Annotated in this window: 17 protein-coding genes; 11 read left to right on the top strand and 6 right to left on the bottom strand. The window is 65.2% G+C overall.

All coding sequences use genetic code 11. From position 1 onward, the window contains the following. Nucleotides 1-47: 47 nt before the first annotated feature. Nucleotides 48-350, bottom strand: coding sequence for a BolA family transcriptional regulator (locus ASC75_RS08820; protein ID WP_055973274.1), 303 nt, complete (start codon nucleotides 348-350; stop codon nucleotides 48-50). 141 nt (nucleotides 351-491) lie between these two features. On the opposite strand from ASC75_RS08820, the gene ASC75_RS08815 reads away from it, so the two are divergent. From ASC75_RS08815 to ASC75_RS08795, 5 genes are all read left to right on the top strand, one after another. Beyond that, on the top strand, nucleotides 492-1,100 hold the full coding sequence (locus ASC75_RS08815) for a J domain-containing protein (protein WP_055973271.1): 609 nt from the start codon (nucleotides 492-494) through the stop codon (nucleotides 1,098-1,100). 116 nt (nucleotides 1,101-1,216) lie between these two features. After that, nucleotides 1,217-2,203 (top strand): cobaltochelatase subunit CobS, encoded by a 987-nt coding sequence (cobS, locus tag ASC75_RS08810; protein ID WP_055973268.1) that lies wholly within the window; start codon nucleotides 1,217-1,219, stop codon nucleotides 2,201-2,203. A 12-nt stretch (nucleotides 2,204-2,215) separates the two neighbouring features. Next, the gene (gene cobT, locus ASC75_RS08805; RefSeq protein WP_055973263.1) at nucleotides 2,216-4,114 is read left to right on the top strand and encodes a cobaltochelatase subunit CobT; all 1,899 of its coding nucleotides are present in this window, start codon (nucleotides 2,216-2,218) and stop codon (nucleotides 4,112-4,114) included. Next, nucleotides 4,111-5,130: an esterase-like activity of phytase family protein gene (locus tag ASC75_RS08800; protein WP_055973259.1), complete on the top strand. Its 1,020-nt coding sequence runs from the start codon at nucleotides 4,111-4,113 to the stop codon at nucleotides 5,128-5,130. Before cobT ends, ASC75_RS08800 begins: the two co-directional genes overlap by 4 nt. Nucleotides 5,131-5,177: 47 nt before the next feature. Next, a complete protein-coding gene (locus ASC75_RS08795; protein ID WP_156381166.1) occupies nucleotides 5,178-5,549 on the top strand; it encodes a nuclear transport factor 2 family protein in 372 nt (123 codons plus the stop codon). 104 nt (nucleotides 5,550-5,653) lie between these two features. On the opposite strand, the gene ASC75_RS08790 is transcribed toward ASC75_RS08795, so the two are convergent. Further along, a complete protein-coding gene (locus ASC75_RS08790; RefSeq protein ID WP_280137938.1) occupies nucleotides 5,654-6,964 on the bottom strand; it encodes a saccharopine dehydrogenase family protein in 1,311 nt (436 codons plus the stop codon). Between ASC75_RS08790 and ASC75_RS08785 the strand changes: the two genes are divergently transcribed. Next, nucleotides 6,876-7,304, top strand: a complete 429-nt coding sequence (locus tag ASC75_RS08785; RefSeq protein WP_055973251.1) for an Lrp/AsnC family transcriptional regulator — start codon at nucleotides 6,876-6,878, stop codon at nucleotides 7,302-7,304. The genes ASC75_RS08790 and ASC75_RS08785 overlap by 89 nt on opposite strands. A gap of 6 nt (nucleotides 7,305-7,310) precedes the next feature. On the opposite strand, the gene ASC75_RS08780 is transcribed toward ASC75_RS08785, so the two are convergent. Together ASC75_RS08780 and rpmB are read right to left on the bottom strand one after the other, a co-directional pair. Continuing rightward, nucleotides 7,311-7,994 (bottom strand): queuosine precursor transporter, encoded by a 684-nt coding sequence (locus ASC75_RS08780; protein ID WP_055973248.1) that lies wholly within the window; start codon nucleotides 7,992-7,994, stop codon nucleotides 7,311-7,313. 123 nt (nucleotides 7,995-8,117) lie between these two features. Further along, a complete protein-coding gene (gene rpmB, locus ASC75_RS08775) occupies nucleotides 8,118-8,414 on the bottom strand; it encodes a 50S ribosomal protein L28 (RefSeq protein ID WP_055973245.1) in 297 nt (98 codons plus the stop codon). Nucleotides 8,415-8,670: 256 nt separating this feature from the next. Here rpmB and ASC75_RS08770 point away from each other — a divergent pair, with 256 nt between their 5' ends. Both ASC75_RS08770 and ASC75_RS08765 read left to right on the top strand, forming a co-directional pair. Then, a complete protein-coding gene (locus ASC75_RS08770) occupies nucleotides 8,671-9,450 on the top strand; it encodes a DUF3108 domain-containing protein (RefSeq protein WP_055973241.1) in 780 nt (259 codons plus the stop codon). Nucleotides 9,451-9,475: 25 nt separating this feature from the next. Then, entirely contained in the window at nucleotides 9,476-10,369 is an 894-nt protein-coding gene (locus ASC75_RS08765; RefSeq protein ID WP_055973238.1) for an EamA family transporter, read from the top strand. Here ASC75_RS08765 and ASC75_RS08760 read toward each other — a convergent pair. Together ASC75_RS08760 and gloB are read right to left on the bottom strand one after the other, a co-directional pair. Then, nucleotides 10,366-10,797, bottom strand: coding sequence for a cupin domain-containing protein (locus tag ASC75_RS08760; RefSeq protein WP_055973235.1), 432 nt, complete (start codon nucleotides 10,795-10,797; stop codon nucleotides 10,366-10,368). The two genes, ASC75_RS08765 and ASC75_RS08760, sit on opposite strands and share 4 nt — an antisense overlap. Nucleotides 10,798-10,799: 2 nt before the next feature. Next, entirely contained in the window at nucleotides 10,800-11,567 is a 768-nt protein-coding gene (gene gloB, locus ASC75_RS08755) for a hydroxyacylglutathione hydrolase (RefSeq protein WP_055973231.1), read from the bottom strand. A gap of 106 nt (nucleotides 11,568-11,673) precedes the next feature. On the opposite strand from gloB, the gene ASC75_RS08750 reads away from it, so the two are divergent. The 3 genes from ASC75_RS08750 to ASC75_RS08740 all read left to right on the top strand — a co-directional run bounded on the left by ASC75_RS08750 (nucleotide 11,674) and on the right by ASC75_RS08740 (nucleotide 14,849). Further along, a complete protein-coding gene (locus ASC75_RS08750; RefSeq protein ID WP_055973410.1) occupies nucleotides 11,674-12,441 on the top strand; it encodes a methyltransferase domain-containing protein in 768 nt (255 codons plus the stop codon). Between the two features lie 87 nt (nucleotides 12,442-12,528). Beyond that, nucleotides 12,529-13,332: a DUF1194 domain-containing protein gene (locus ASC75_RS08745; RefSeq protein ID WP_055973227.1), complete on the top strand. Its 804-nt coding sequence runs from the start codon at nucleotides 12,529-12,531 to the stop codon at nucleotides 13,330-13,332. A gap of 101 nt (nucleotides 13,333-13,433) precedes the next feature. After that, entirely contained in the window at nucleotides 13,434-14,849 is a 1,416-nt protein-coding gene (locus tag ASC75_RS08740) for an aspartate aminotransferase family protein (protein WP_055973224.1), read from the top strand. The last annotated feature ends 140 nt before the right edge of the window (nucleotides 14,850-14,989 follow it).

Genomic DNA, 14,989 nt, shown 5'->3' with positions numbered 1-14,989 from the left:
CGGCCGGATGACATGGCGTGGGCCGTGCTTCACCCGAGGGGCAGTTTCTACCAGCGCGTCGCTTCGCCAGGTGCCGCCGGCTCGATCGCCAGCGCGTGCAGGCCGGCCTTGAGTTCGGCGGAGAGGGCGTCGTTGACTGCGCGGTGGCGGTCGATGCGGCTCATGCCGGCGAAGCCGGGAGCGACGATGCGGATGCGGAAATGCGTCTCGCCGGAGCCGTCGAACACCGCTTCGTGCCCGCCGTCGACATGGTGGTGGCCGGCGTGCAGGTGGCTTTCATTGAGGACGACGAGCCGTTCAGGAGAAAATGCCTTGTTCAGCTTGTCTTCGATCATCGCCTGTATGGACATCGGTTTCGCCTTTCACCACATGTGTCGCTGCGGCCATCCGCGCCATCGGGCGTAATTGGGCCGCAAATCAGGCGTTAGGGCCAACATCCTCGAAATGTCAATTCTTGTTTCGCCGCGCCAAGAGGCGGTAAATACGATCAGATGAAGCCGTACCCAAAATATTTCGACAAGATCCGCGTCCGGCCCGATCCGGAAGCGGAGGTGAAGTCGCGCGCGCCTGCCTGCCAGTGGGACGGCTGCAAGCAGCCCGGCACGCACAAGGCGCCGGTCGGCCGCATGCGCGAAGGCGAGTATTTCCAGTTCTGCTTCGACCACGTGCGCGAGTACAACAAGGGCTTCAATTATTTCTCCGGCCTTGCCGATGGCGAGATCGCGCGCTTCCAGAAGGAGGCGATGACGGGCCACCGGCCGACCTGGACCATGGGTTCCAACGGGTCGGCGCGTTCGGCGCCCGATTTCGCCCAGCAGCGCTCGGGCCGAGCCGGCTACTACAACCGCATGCGCGATCCGCACAACATGTTCGGCGGTACCGGCGCGCCGCGGCAGCGCAAGGCCAAGCCCCTCGAGGCCAAGGCGCTGGAGACGCTCGGGCTGGATTCGAAGGCCACTGGCGCCGACATCAAGGCGCGCTACAAGGAACTGGTCAAACGCCACCATCCCGACGCCAATGGCGGCGATCGCGGTTCGGAGGACCGCTTCAGGGATGTGCTCCAGGCATATCGCGTGCTCAAGCAAGCGGGATTGTGTTGAGCCAGCCGCGGCCGCGGCCTTTTTCCAACTTTCATCTGGTCGGAAAAGGCTTTAAGACCGCCCCCGAAGAAAATTTCGATTGCCGGCGTAGCTGAGGCTTCGCGCGTGGAGACGCTATGAACAAGGTCGATCGCGACATCACCAACCTGCCGGACACGACAGTGTCGGTGAAAGACACCTTCGGCTTCGATTCTAAGATGGTCGTGCCGGCCTATTCGGCCTCGTCGGAGCATGTCCCCGACATCGATCCGGACTATCTGTTCGACAAGGCCACGACGATGGCGATCCTGGCCGGCTTCGCCTACAACCGCCGCGTCATGGTGTCGGGCTATCACGGCACCGGCAAGTCGACCCACATCGAGCAGGTCGCAGCCCGCCTCAACTGGCCGATGGTCCGTGTCAACCTGGACAGCCACGTCAGCCGTATCGACCTCGTCGGCAAGGACGCGATCGTGGTCAAGGAAGGCATGCAGGTCACCGAATTCAAGGACGGCATCCTGCCCTGGGCCTACCAGCACAATGTCGCGCTGTGCTTCGACGAATACGATGCCGGCCGCCCGGACGTGATGTTCGTCATCCAGCGCGTGCTCGAATCGTCGGGCCGCCTGACCCTGCTCGACCAGAGCCGCGTCATCCGCCCGCACCCGGCCTTCCGCCTGTTCGCCACCGCCAACACGGTCGGCCTCGGCGATACCACCGGCCTCTATCACGGCACCCAGCAGATCAACCAGGCGCAGATGGACCGCTGGTCGATCGTGACCACGCTGAACTACCTGCCGCACGACAACGAAGTGAACATCGTCATTGCCAAGGCCAAGCACTATCGCGACGCCAAGGGCAAGGAGATCGTCAACAAGATGGTCCGCGTCGCCGATATGACGCGTTCGGCCTTCGTCAATGGCGACCTGTCGACGGTGATGAGCCCGCGTACCGTCATCACCTGGGCCGAGAACGCCGAGATTTTCGGTGATGTCGGCATGGCGTTCCGGCTGACCTTCCTCAACAAGTGCGACGAGCTTGAGCGCTCCGTCGTGGCCGAGTTCTACCAGCGCGCCTTTGGCGAGGACCTTCCCGAATCAGCCGCCAACGTCGTGCTGGGATAAGAACAGGCTCAGATGGCGGGGCCGGGCGACAACACGCGCAACAAATCGAAGGCGGGCTCGGAAGTCGACAGCTTCAAGCGCGCCGTGACCGTTTCCATGCGCGCTATTTCGGGCGACAACGAGCTCGAAGTGGCCTTTGCCAAGGAGCGGCCAGCGCTTGCCGGCAATCGCGCACGCCTGCCTGAGCTGCCCAAGAAGGCGTCGGCCAACGACATTGCCGTCACCCGCGGTCTTGGCGATTCCATGGCGCTCAAGCGCGCCTGCCACGACACCCGCATCCACGCCCGCCTTGCGCCTGAGGGCAAGCAGGCTCGTGCCGTCTTCGACGCCGTCGAGCAGGCCCGCGTCGAGGCGATCGGCAGCCGCGCCATGGCCGGCGTCGCCCAGAACATTTCCTCGATGCTCGAGGACAAATACGCCAAGGCCAATCTCGCCGACGTCACCGAACAGTCGGAAGCGCCGCTCGAAGAAGCCCTGGCGCTGATGGTGCGCGAAAAGCTGACCGGCCAACCCGTTCCGAGGAGCGGCGAGCGCATGGTCGAGCTCTGGCGCAACTGGGTCGAGGACAAGGCCGGCGGCGATTTCGAAGGGCTGCTCGGCAGCCTGGAAGACCAGCAGGCCTTCGCCCGCATGGTTCGCCACATGCTCGCTTCGCTGGAGATGGCCGAGGAATACGGCGACGACCAGGAAACAGAGGACAACGAGGACCAAGACGACGAGCAGCCGCAAGGCGAGGAGCAGAGCGAGGAAGGCGGCGAGGACGATTCGGGCGCCGACCAGTCGCAGTCCGACGAAGCCGAATCCTCGGCCGACGAGGAGCCGTCGGGCGAGATGGAAGCATCCGACTCCACGTCCGACGACATGTCCGACGACGACGACACGGATTCGGAGACGCCGGGAGAGGCACGCCGCCAGGACAATCCCTTCGCCAACCTGCCGAGGGAGATCGACTACAAGGTCTTCACCAACAGTTTCGACGAGACGGTGGGCGCCGAAGAGCTGTGCGACGAGGACGAACTCGATCGCCTGCGTGCCTTCCTCGACAAGCAGCTCGCCAATCTGTCGGGTGTCGTCGGCCGACTGGCCAACCGCTTGCAGCGCCGCCTGATGGCGCAGCAGAACCGCTCTTGGGACTTCGACCTCGAAGAGGGCTATCTCGATCCGGCCCGCCTCGTGCGCGTCGTCATCGACCCGATGCAGCCGCTGTCGTTCAAGCAGGAGCGCGACACCAAGTTCCGCGACACGGTAGTGACGCTGGTGCTCGACAATTCCGGCTCGATGCGCGGCCGTCCGATCACCGTTGCCGCCACCTGCGCCGACATCCTGGCGCGCACGCTGGAGCGTTGCGGGGTCTCGGTCGAAATCCTCGGCTTCACCACGCGTGCGTGGAAGGGCGGGCAGGCGCGCGAGAAGTGGCTGAAGGACGGCAAGCCGCCGAATCCCGGCCGCCTCAACGACCTCAGGCACATCATCTACAAGAGCGCTGATGCGCCATGGCGGCGTTCGCGCCGCAACCTCGGCCTGATGATGCGCGAGGGCCTGCTCAAGGAAAACATCGACGGCGAGGCGCTGCTGTGGGCGCACCAGCGCCTGATCGCGCGCCCTGAGCAGCGCAAGATTTTGATGATGATCTCGGATGGTGCGCCGGTCGACGATTCGACGCTGTCGGTGAACCCCGGCAACTATCTCGAGCGCCACCTGCGCGCCGTCATCGACCTGATCGAGACGCGCTCGCCGGTCGAGTTGCTGGCCATCGGCATCGGCCACGACGTGACGCGCTACTATCGCCGCGCCGTCACCATCGTCGACGCCGAAGAACTGGCCGGCGCCATGACCGAGCAGCTGGCCTCGCTGTTCGGCGAGGAGAGCGCCCGCGAGAACCGCCGCGGCGGCTTCAGGCGCGCCGGATGATCCTGTCGGTGGCCCGTTTGCGGCACATTGCTCGCGCGGCCTTGGCCGCGCTTGCGCTGTCGACGACGCTCGCCGCCTCGTCGCGGGCCGAGCAGCCGGCCATAGAACGCATCGAGATTTCCGCGCGCCCGATCGCGCGGTTCCAGATCGGCCTGGACGAGAAGATGTTCGGCCCGCTGGAATTCGTCGGCGGGCTGGAACTGACGTCGTCGTCGCGCAATCTCGGCGCGCTGTCGGCGTTTCGCTTCCTCAAGCCGGGGAGCGATTTCATCGGCGTCGCCGACACCGGTTTCTGGTTCTTCGGCCGGATAACCCGCGATGGCGCTTCGCGGCCGGCGGGTGTCGAGAATTTCAGCATGGTCCAGATGGTCGACGCCTCGGGCAGTGCCATCGAGAAGAAGTGGATGGCTGACGCCGAAGGGCTCGCTGTCCGGGATGGCATTGCCACTGTCGGCTTCGAGCGCACGCACCGCGTCGCCCAGTTCCGCATCGATCCCGCCAATATGGGGCCGTCGCTTGGCGAACTCGACTTCCTGGTGCCGCGCAACGAGTTGCGTCAGAACAGGGGGTTCGAGACCATCGCCTATTCCGCCGAGAAGGGCGGGCTGGTGGTGGTGTCGGAAAAGAGCCTCGATCCGACCGGCAACATCTTTGCCGCCATCATCGAAGGGCCGCAGAAGGGTGTCTTCACCGTCAAGCGCGACGGCGAGTTCGACATCACCGACGGCGCTTTCCTGCCCGGCGGGGACCTGTTGCTGCTGGAGCGCAGCTTCTCGATGGCCTCGGGGGTCAAGATGCGGCTCAGGCGCATCGCCTCGGACAGCATCGCCAGGGGCAAGGTCGCCGATGGCCAGGTGCTGCTGGAAGCCAACATGGGCTACCAGATCGACAACATGGAAGGGCTGGATGTCTGGCAGCGTGGCGATGGCGCGCTGATGGTGTCGCTGATCTCCGACGACAACCACTCGATCCTGCAGCGCAATCTCTACCTGGAATTCATTCTGCACGGCGATTGACCGGCGGTTTTCCGCTATGGTCGACACCTGCGATGCGGGAGCCGGCCATGTCGTCCGATGTCACCAGCCTCATCGAGCGCTGTTGCGCGGTCTGGAACGAGCCCGAGCCGGGACGGCGCAAGGCCCTGCTGAAATCCGTCTGGGCTGACAAGGCAACCTACACCGACCCGCGTGCCAACACCAACGGCGTCGATGAATTGCTGGCCCACATTGCGACCGTTCGAACCGGCCGTCCCGGCGCGACGATCGTTCGCACCAGTGCCGTGGACATCCACCATGGCATTGCCCGTTTCGGCTGGCGCGTCGTCGAGGCCGATGGCACGCCGCTGCCCGATGGGGTCGACATCGCCTTCCTGACGCCCGACGGTATGCGCATCGAGCGCATCATCGGTTTCTTCGGGCCGATGGCTCCGATCTGACAGGCAGGCATGCGCAAAGGCAAAAAAAAGCGAGGGGTCCCCCAACCCCTCGCTGCCCATAATTGGTGGCCTCAGGGGTATGCTCCCCGTGAGGCGCCTGGCGTTCAGGCCGCCAGGTGCGCGGTGCCGGCTTGGGCGTAGTTGTGGCCGAAGCGGTTGGCGAGGAAGGCGTCGAGCGCGATGTCTTCCTGGCGGATGAAGCCCTGCTGCGGCAACGCGCCGGATGCCAGCATGTCGAGCACCGAGCAGATGCCTGACGCCGTGGTGATCTGGATGGCGCTGCGCACCATCTTGCCCATCTGGCGGCTGTAGATCTTGTTGGCATAGCTCTCCTGCAGCAGGCGCCCGCCCTTGCGGCCGCTGACTGTGACGAAGATCACCACCACGTCCTGCATGGTCGCCGGAAGCGAGTTCTCCAGTATGTCCTTCAGCACCTCGCGGCGGTGGCGCAGGCCGAGGTCGTTGAGCAGCGCCTTCATGATCGCGGCATGGCCAGGATAGCGGATGGTGCGGTAGTTGAGCGTGCGCACCTTGCCCTTGTAGGTCTCGCACAGCGTGCCGAGGCCGCCCGAGGTGTTGAACGCCTCGTAGGTGATGCCGTCGAGCGAGAACTCCTCGCGCTCTTCGAGCGGCGGCACCTCGACGAGCGAGCCTTCGACGATCGCCTCGCAAGGCTCGCAATACTCGTTGATGACGCCGTCGGTGCTCCAGGTGAGGTTGTAGTTGAGGGCGTTGGACGGATACTGCGGCAGGGCGCCGACGCGCATGCGAACGCTTTCCAGCGTGTCGAAGCGCTTGGCGAGGTCGTTGGCGACAATCGAGATGAAGCCGGGTGCCAGGCCGCACTGCGGGATGAACGCGCTCTTGGCAGTGGCGGCCAGGTCCTTGACGATGCGGGTCGAGGCAACGTCCTCGGTCAGGTCGAGATAATGCACGCCGGCCTTGGCGGCCGCTTCGGCGATGCGCGTGGTGAGGTGGAAGGGGGCCGCGGAAAGCACGGCGAACTTGCCGGCGAGCACGGCGTCGAGCGCGCCGGCCTCCGAGATCTCGACCTTCAGCGTTTCGACGGCGTTGCCGGTTTCGAGCGCGTCGAGCTGGGCTTGCGAGCGGTCGACCACGGTCACCTTGTAGTCGCCGGTTTCGGCCAGCATGTCGGCGATGGTCGAGCCGATCTTGCCTGCGCCTACGACAACGATCTGTTTCATGGTCTTGTCCCCTTCGAATGGATTTCGCGCGGATTCTATGCCTGCGCGCTGTCGAAAGGCAGTATCGATATTGCCGAAAAGCCGATATGATTTAGGCAATTCGCCGAAGAGATTTGCTGAAATGACGAACGACGCCGACCGTGCTTTGCTTGCCTTGCTGCGCGAGAATGCACGCGCTTCGACCGCCGAGCTGGCCCGCAAGCTCGGCATGTCGCGGACGACGGTGCAAAGCCGCATCGAGCGGCTGGAGCAGCGCGGGGTGATTGCGGGCTACAGCGTCAAGCTGTCGCCGGACTACGAGAAAAATCTCGTGCGGGCCCACATATTGGTGACTGCGCTGCCCAAGGTGTCCGCTGCGGTCGAGGCCGTGCTGCGGCGCATCCCCGAGGTGCGCACGCTGCATTCGGTCAGTGGCAATTTCGACATGATCGTGGTGGTGGAGGCCCCGTCGGTGCAGGACCTCGATATGCTGATCGACCGCATCGGTGCGCTCGAAGGCGTCGAGCGCACGCTGTCGTCGATCATCCTGTCGACGCGAATCGACAGGTAGGGCCGTCTAGTTGGCGGCCAGCGCCGGCTGGCTCCAGCGCGCGGCGATCAGCCGGTAGGGGATCAGCGCGAAAAGCGCGATCAGCAGCTTCACGATCAGGTCGCCCAAGGCCCAGGAAACCCAGCGCGGCGCTTCGGTGGCCATGACGCCGAACAGCGGTGCTGGTTCGATCGCAAACGCGTCCTCGGGGCCGAGGAAGGCGAAAGCTGCGGCGAAGGCGACGCCGAAGAAGATCGCCGTGTCGAACACCGAGCCGACCAGCGTGCCGAAGATCGGCGCGCGCCACCAGCTCTGCCGGCGCAGCCAGTTGAACACGGTGACGTCGAGCAACTGCGCGGTCAGGAAGGCGGCGCCGGAGGCCACCGCGATGCGGGCCAGGCGATCGGCCGCGGTGTCGAACGGAATCAGGCCGTAGCGGAACAGGACGGGCGGAATGACGATCGAGCAGACCACCGCGGTCATGAAACCGATGAAAACGATCCGCCGCGCCAGCTTCGGCCCGTAGCGGCGATTGGCAAGGTCGGTGACCAGGAAGGAGAAGGGATAAGTGAAGGCGCCCCAGGTCAGGATGTCGGCAAGTGCGAGCGATCCGACCTGTCCCTGCATCGGGAACTGGACGAGAATGTTGGAAGCGACGACGACAAGCGCCATGGCCGCCACGAAGGGCAGATATTTTGAACCGGAGTTCATTTTTTTATCCTGGGTAATGGAACCAGCGTTGCGGGCTATGCCCGGGCGTATTTGGTCGGAGCCTCTATCGTCCTTGCGGCGCACAGAGGCTCCAGGCGGTCGTCCCCCGCCTTGATTCGTCGATTAGGCCGCGGCCTGCTCGGCAGTCTTCTTGGCGATCTGCTTCTTGAGCAGACGAGCGCGCTGCGACAGCTCGGCAACGTCGGCCTTGGCCAGGAACGCGTCGAGGCCACCGCGATGCTCGACCGAACGCAGGGCGTTGGCCGAAATGCGCAGGCGCACGTTCTGGTTCAGGGCTTCCGAGATCAGCGTGACGCTGACCAGGTTCGGCAGGAACCGGCGACGGGTCCTGTTGTTGGCGTGGCTCACATTGTTGCCGGTCATGACGGCTTTGCCGGTGAGTTCGCAAGCGCGGGACATGTTACTTACCTTCAGTTCTGGCGGACCAAGCGACGATGACGCACCGATAGTGGCGCGCGGTCTCAGTCAGGCGGCCTCATGGAAAAAGTTGGCGTTCCATAGTTGCATTTCGCCGACGCGTCAAGCGCCCCGGGAGGTTTGCTGCGGTTTGCAGCCGTTGTCCCCAGCTCCACAGAATGGCCGGAATTGCTTTTATAACCAATCGCAAGGGACGCCAACGGCCGAAAGCACATTTCGGCCGACCTAAGGTTTTGGCATGCGCCCCGTACCCATCCTGCTTGCTTTCGCCCTCGCCATGGTTCCCTCGCTCTCGATCGCGGCGGCAAAAACCTTCAGCGGCGACTATTCGCTGTCGTTCCTCGGCATTCCCGTCGCCAAGGCGACATTCGACAGTAGCTACGAAGGCGAATCCTACGAGGTCAAGGGCAAGGTCTCCAGCGCCGGACTTGCCGCATTCTTCGACGATACCCGCGGCACGATCTCGTCGCGTGGCAGTTTCGGGGGTGGCCGCACCCGGCCGCGCGCCTTCCGCGCCGACTATGTCTCGGGCAAGGTCAGTTCGCTCGTTGATGTCCGTTTCTCCGGCGACAATGTCAGCCGCACAGAGGTCGTGCCGCCGCCGAAGAAGCGCGGCAAGACCTGGATTCCGCTCGGCGCGGGCGACCTGCGCGCCGTCGCCGACCCGATCGCGGCCACCGTCATCAAGGCATCCAGCCTGGACAAGGTCTGCGGCCGCACCGTGAAGATGTATGACGGCGAACTGCGCGCCGATCTCAGGTTGACCGAGGTGTCTCGCAAGAAGATGTCGATCAAGGGCTTCTCCGGCGAGACGGTGACCTGCCGCATGGGTTTCCAGCCCATCTCGGGCTATCGCACCGACAAGAAGGCGTTGACCTTCCTGCGCGACCGCAGCCGCATCATGGTGACGTTTGCGCCGCTCGGCGAAACCGGGGTATATGCGCCCATCTACGCCACGGTCAGCACGGAGATCGGCACGATCACGGTCAGGGCACGGCGGTTCGAAGCGACCAATTAGGCGCCCTGCGCGCCGGGAGGGGTGAGTGGGGCGCGCGACTTTGATCGGATTTACGGCGGTCGCCATGTGGGCGCTGCTGGCCTTGCTGACCGATGCCTCGGGCTCGGTGCCGCCCTTCCTGCTTTCGGCCATCACCTTCGCCATCGGCACCTGTGTCGGCCTCGTCGCCCGGCTGTTCATGGCCAGGCCCGCGAAGGCCGAGAGAATCCCGCCGCAGGTATGGGTGATCGGCATCGCCGGCCTGTTTGGCTACCACTTCTTCTATTTCACCGCCCTGCGCAACGCGCCGGCGGTCGAGGCCAGCCTGATCGCCTATCTGTGGCCGCTTTTCATCGTCCTGGGCTCGGCCCTGATGCCGGGCGAACGCCTACGCTGGAATCACATCGCCGGCGCGCTGCTCGGCCTTGCTGGCACCTTCCTGATCGTCACCAAGGGCGGTGGGCTGGCCTTTGATGCGCAATACAGCTTCGGCTATGCCATGGCCTTCGCCTGCGCCTTCCTGTGGTCGGGTTATTCGCTGCTGTCGCGCCGTTTTCCGGCGGTGCCGACGACAATCGTCACCTGGTTCTGCCTGGCGACATCGGTGCTGTCGCTGGCCTGCCACTTTGCGCTGGAGGAGACGGTGCTGCCGGCCAATGGCGGCCAGTGGCTCGCCGTGCTCGGTCTCGGCCTGATGCCGGTGGGTGCGGCCTTCTACGCCTGGGACATCGGCGTCAAACGCGGCAACATTCAGGTGCTGGGGGCGGCGAGCTATGCCGCGCCGCTGCTGTCGACGTTGGTGCTGATCGCAGCCGGTTTCGCCGAGCCAGGCTTGCGCATCCTCGCTGCCTGCGTGCTCATTACCTCAGGTGCGGTGCTGGCGGCCAAATCGCTGATCTTCGGCGGGCGGAAGGCGGCTGTGGACGGGGCAGGAGCCTAGCCCGGCTTCCAGCCCAGTTCGGCCAGCTCGAACTGGGCGAACTCGAAGCCGGGCGATACCGTGCAGCCGACCAGCGTCCAGTCGCCAAGGCTGCGCGCGGTCTGCCACCAGCCCGGCGGCACCACGCATTGCGGACGTTCGCCGACGGCAAGGTTGATGCCGAGCACGGCTGCGCTGACCTCGCCGCCGGGTGGGCAGATCTTCAGTTCTATCGGTGCGCCGGCATGAAAATGCCAGATCTCGACGGCGTCCCTGACCCGATGCCAGTGCGAGACGTCGCCGTGCTCGAGCAGGAAATAGATCGCCGTCTGGTTGCCGCGGGCGCCATGCGGTCCGCCTTCCGGGTTGTCGCGAAAGGTCTCGACATACCAGCCGCCCTCCGGGTGCCGGCGCATGCCGAGCATGGCAATGATCTCGGCTGCCAGCATGCTCAGAAATTGTCCTTGCGCTTGCGAATCTCGGCAAACACGTCGGCGTCGGAGGCTTTCTCCATGCCGAGATGCTTGCGGATGCCGGCATCGGCCCAGCGCAGGAACGGGTTGGTGGCCAGTTCCTCGCCGATGGTCGTCGGCAGCGTCGGCTTGCCGTCGGCGCGCAGCGCCTCGATCTTTTCGGCGCGTGCCAGCAACGCGGCATTGTCCGGATCGATGGTCAGCGCGAAACGGGCATTGGACAGCGTGTATTCGTGACCGCAATAGACCACCGTGTCGGTGGGCAGGGCGGCGAGCTTCTTCAGCGATTCGAACATCACCGGTGCCGGGCGCTCGAACAGCCGGCCGCAGCCCAGCGCAAACAGCGTGTCGGCGGTGAAGGCGACCTTCGACTTCGGCAGGTGATAGCAGACATGGCCGGCGGTATGGCCGGGCGTCGCGATGACCTCGATGGTCTCGCTGCCGAAGGGGATCACCGAGCCTTCCTCGACCGTGTCGTCGATGCCGGGGATCTTCTCGCGCTCGGCCTCGGGGCCGATGATGCGCAGCTTGTAGCGCTGCTTGAGCGCCAAATTGGCCTCGACATGGTCGGCGTGATGGTGGGTCGTCAGGATCATCGTCGGCGTCCAGCCGCTATGCTCGATCGCCGCCAGGATCGGCGCCTCCTCGGGCGCGTCGACGATGGCCGTCTCGCCGCTTTCGCGATCGTGCAGCAGCGCACCGAAATTGTCGGTGCGGCACATGAAAAGCTTGATCTCGGCTGGCATCGCAAAACTCCACTTCTGGCAGGACGATAGGGCGCGCGCCCGGCGCTGTCACCCCAATTGGGGCGGGGTCGTTGAAGTCGGCGTTGCGCGCGTCTACGTTCCGCTCATGAATTCCGACATCGTCGACCTTCGTTCGTTCTACTCGACACCGCTCGGCCGCCTGGCCGAGCAGTCGATCACCATGGGGTTGTCGGCCGTGTGGGCAGGCCTGCCCAACGAACGGCTGGTCGGGCTTGGCTACACGCTGCCCTGGCTCGATCGCTTCGGCAGCGATGCGGAGCGGGTGTTTGCCTTCATGCCGGCAACGCAGGGTGCCGTCGTGTGGCCGGCGAACGGGCCGTCGTCGACGGCGCTCGTCTTCGACGAGGAACTGCCGTTGGTCGATTCTTCCATCGACCGGGTTCTGCTCGTCCATTCGCTCGAACACGCCGAAAGCCCGCGCGAGACGCTGAAGGAGATCTGGCGCGTGCTGTCGCCGGCGGGGCGCATCGTCATCGTCGTGCCCAACCGGCGCGGTGTCTGGGCACGCTTCGAGCACACGCCTTTCGGCACCGGCCGGCCATTTTCCTCCGGCCAGCTCAACGAGCTGCTGCGCGAGGCCAATTTCACCGTCTCGGCGTGGTCGGACGCGCTGCATTTCCCGCCGTCTCGGCGCAAATGGATGATGCGCTTCGACCATCTGTTCGAACGCGCCGGCCGCCGCCTGTGGCCGATCTTCTCCGGCGTCATCGTCGTCGAGGCACAGAAGCGCGTCTACCAGGGCATCCCGGTGGCGCAGCGCGCCTCGCGCCGCGTGTTCGTGCCAGTGCTGTCGCCGACGGGCGCGACGCGCGGCTTTCCTGCCCTGCGGCGCGGCGACGAGCGCGGTGGCTGAGCCTCACCTCACGAAGGGGTGAAGCCGGGGTACTTCCATTCCGGCGCCATTGCCGCGACACTCCTCGGCCTGTTGGGGTGTCCGTCGATGCTGGGTGCGCTGGCGATCGTCTTGTGCCTGGGCTGCGAATTGCCCAAGCCCGCGGCTGCGCCCGCGCCAGCCGTCGCGGTCGATGTCGAGCTGGTGCTGGCCGTCGACGTGTCGCGCTCGATGGATCTCGAGGAGTTCACGCTCCAGCGCGCCGGCTATGTCGAGGCGCTGCGTCACCCCGATTTCATCGACGCGGTGATGTCGGGCCAGCATGGCCGCGTCGCCATCACCTATTTCGAATGGGCCGGCACCGTGCGGGAAGAATCGGTCGTGCCCTGGGAGATCGTCAACAGCGCTACGAGCGCCGCCGCTTTCGCGGCCAAGCTTGAGGCGCGGCCGTTCAGCGGCTTTCGCGGGACCTCGATCTCCGGCGCGGTCACCTATGGCGCGGCGCTGTTCGACCGCAACGACGCCGAGGGCTGGCGCCGGGTCATCGACATTTCGGGCGATGGGCCGAACAATTTCGGCTCGCCGGTGGTTCGGGCGCGCGATGCGGCGGTCGCGCAAGGCATCGTCATCAACGGCCTGCCGATCCTGATCCGACCGTCGCGCACCGCCGCCGAACTCGATCGCTATTATGCCGAATGCGTCACCGGCGGGCCGGGCTCGTTCGTCTTGCCGATCCGTGCGGCGTCGGAGTTTGCAATGGCCATCCGGCGCAAGCTGGTGCTCGAGGTCAGCGGCGACACCGATTTGCTACCCGTCGTCAGGATCGATGCGGCCGCTCCGGTCGATTGCATGGCCGGGGAACGCGACCGGCGGATCTACTCCGATCCCTATTTTCCGCAGCTCGACAGATAACAAGCCATGATTGTGGGAAGGGCCCAGGATGTATATCTTGGATAGCTAATGTATTCTGCGGCATTCTGCGCATGAGACCTCTTTCAAGGAAGGCGATTGTCATGCAGGGGGATTCAACCGGGCGCCTGCTGCGCCATGCCGCCGAGCACGCCATCCGGTACAGGTCGGAACTCGCCTCCAGGCCGCAGCGCCCGCTGCATGGCTACCCGGACGCGCTGGCTGCCTTCGACGGTCCATTGCCGGAAACGGGAGAGTTCTCCGAAACGGTCATTGACGACCTCGCCGTGCGTGCTGAGCCCGGGCTCAATGCCACAACCGGTGCGCGTTTCTTCGGCTGGGTCATTGGCGGTTCGCATGAGGTTGGCGTGGCGGCCGACTGGCTGACGAGCGCGTGGGGGCAGAACGCCGGCAACCACCATGCCATGCCGTCGGCCGCGGCGGCCGAAACGGTCGCTGCGCGATGGCTGCTCGAACTGCTCGATCTGCCACGCGAAAGCTCGGTCGGTTTCGTCACCGGCGCCACCGTCGCGAATTTCGTCTGCCTGGCCGCCGCGCGCGGCGAGGTGTTGCGGCGCGCGGACTGGGATGTCGAAGCGAACGGGCTGTTCGGGGCGCCGCCGATTTCCGTGCTGATCGGCGACGACGCCCACACCACCGTCTTTTCGGCGCTGCAGTTTCTCGGTCTGGGGCATGATCGGCTGATCCGCGTCGCCACAGACGGCCAGGGCCGGATATTGCCCGACGATTTCGCGCGACGCGCGGCGCAGGTGCGCGGACCGGCCATCGCCATCCTTCAGGCCGGGCAGATCAACACTGGCGGTTTCGATCCCTTCACTGACCTCGTGCCGATCGCGCGCCGGATCGGTGCGTGGATCCACGTCGACGGCGCCTTCGGCTGCTGGGCGCGGGCTGCTGCTTCCCTCAGCCATTTTGCCGAAGGGCTCGATACCTGCGATTCCTGGGCCACCGACGGCCACAAGTGGCTGCAGACGCCCTATGACAGCGGTTACGCGATCGTGCGCGACAGCGAGGCGCATCGCCGTGCCATGACGATCGCGGCGAGTTACCTTCCCACCGCAGGCGAAGGCGAGCGCGACCCCAGCCATTTCGTCCCCGAACTGTCGCGGCGGGCGCGGGGCTTCGCCACCTGGGCGATCATCCGCCATCTCGGACGCGAGGGGATCGCCGCGATGGTCGAACGGCATTGCCGCGTGGCGCGCCTGATCGCCGACCAGTTGCGAAGCGAAAATGCGATCGTGGTGCTCAATGACGTCATGTTCAACCAGGTGCTCGTGCGGTTTGGTGCCGACGAGACCGACGAGCGTGGCGACGACCTGACCAGGGCGACCATTGCCCGCATCCAGCGCGACGGCGCCGTCTTTGCCGGCGGCGCAAAGTGGCGTGGCCGCGAGGTGATGCGCATCTCCGTCATTTCCTGGCTGATCGACGAGGCAGCCGGAATGGCTTCCGCCGAAGCCATCATCGCGGGATGGCGGGCCGTTCAGCGAGGCACCTAATCCGGCCGTCAGGGCCGCGTCAGGACTGCTCTCCATCACTTTCGGTTGTCTTGAAGCTTATTGCGGCCTCTGCCTTCAAATCTGCCCGAATGCACCCTAAATGGCGTCGGCAGGGCTCGATCTGTCCGTTCGACAACCAC

It is taken from the genome of Aminobacter sp. DSM 101952 (assembly GCF_001424795.1).
GTDB classification, from domain to species: domain Bacteria; phylum Pseudomonadota; class Alphaproteobacteria; order Rhizobiales; family Rhizobiaceae; genus Aminobacter; species Aminobacter aganoensis.
Note: the sequence above shows the minus strand (reverse complement) of the source record. Positions and strands in the feature narration are given on the sequence as shown.

Bases quoted from the DNA above. Each gene is read 5' to 3' on its own strand.
- ASC75_RS08820 (WP_055973274.1), bottom strand. From the start codon at position 350: ATGTCCATACAGGCGATGATCGAAGACAAGCTGAACAAGGCATTTTCT.
- ASC75_RS08815 (WP_055973271.1), top strand. From the start codon at position 492: ATGAAGCCGTACCCAAAATATTTCGACAAGATCCGCGTCCGGCCCGAT.
- cobS (WP_055973268.1), top strand. From the start codon at position 1,217: ATGAACAAGGTCGATCGCGACATCACCAACCTGCCGGACACGACAGTG.
- cobT (WP_055973263.1), top strand. From the start codon at position 2,216: ATGGCGGGGCCGGGCGACAACACGCGCAACAAATCGAAGGCGGGCTCG.
- ASC75_RS08800 (WP_055973259.1), top strand. From the start codon at position 4,111: ATGATCCTGTCGGTGGCCCGTTTGCGGCACATTGCTCGCGCGGCCTTG.
- ASC75_RS08795 (WP_156381166.1), top strand. From the start codon at position 5,178: ATGTCGTCCGATGTCACCAGCCTCATCGAGCGCTGTTGCGCGGTCTGG.
- ASC75_RS08785 (WP_055973251.1), top strand. From the start codon at position 6,876: ATGACGAACGACGCCGACCGTGCTTTGCTTGCCTTGCTGCGCGAGAAT.
- ASC75_RS08790 (WP_280137938.1), bottom strand. From the start codon at position 6,964: ATGCCGAGCTTGCGGGCCAGCTCGGCGGTCGAAGCGCGTGCATTCTCG.
- ASC75_RS08780 (WP_055973248.1), bottom strand. From the start codon at position 7,994: ATGAACTCCGGTTCAAAATATCTGCCCTTCGTGGCGGCCATGGCGCTT.
- rpmB (WP_055973245.1), bottom strand. From the start codon at position 8,414: ATGTCCCGCGCTTGCGAACTCACCGGCAAAGCCGTCATGACCGGCAAC.
- ASC75_RS08770 (WP_055973241.1), top strand. From the start codon at position 8,671: ATGCGCCCCGTACCCATCCTGCTTGCTTTCGCCCTCGCCATGGTTCCC.
- ASC75_RS08760 (WP_055973235.1), bottom strand. From the start codon at position 10,797: ATGCTGGCAGCCGAGATCATTGCCATGCTCGGCATGCGCCGGCACCCG.
- gloB (WP_055973231.1), bottom strand. From the start codon at position 11,567: ATGCCAGCCGAGATCAAGCTTTTCATGTGCCGCACCGACAATTTCGGT.
- ASC75_RS08750 (WP_055973410.1), top strand. From the start codon at position 11,674: ATGAATTCCGACATCGTCGACCTTCGTTCGTTCTACTCGACACCGCTC.
- ASC75_RS08745 (WP_055973227.1), top strand. From the start codon at position 12,529: ATGCTGGGTGCGCTGGCGATCGTCTTGTGCCTGGGCTGCGAATTGCCC.
- ASC75_RS08740 (WP_055973224.1), top strand. From the start codon at position 13,434: ATGCAGGGGGATTCAACCGGGCGCCTGCTGCGCCATGCCGCCGAGCAC.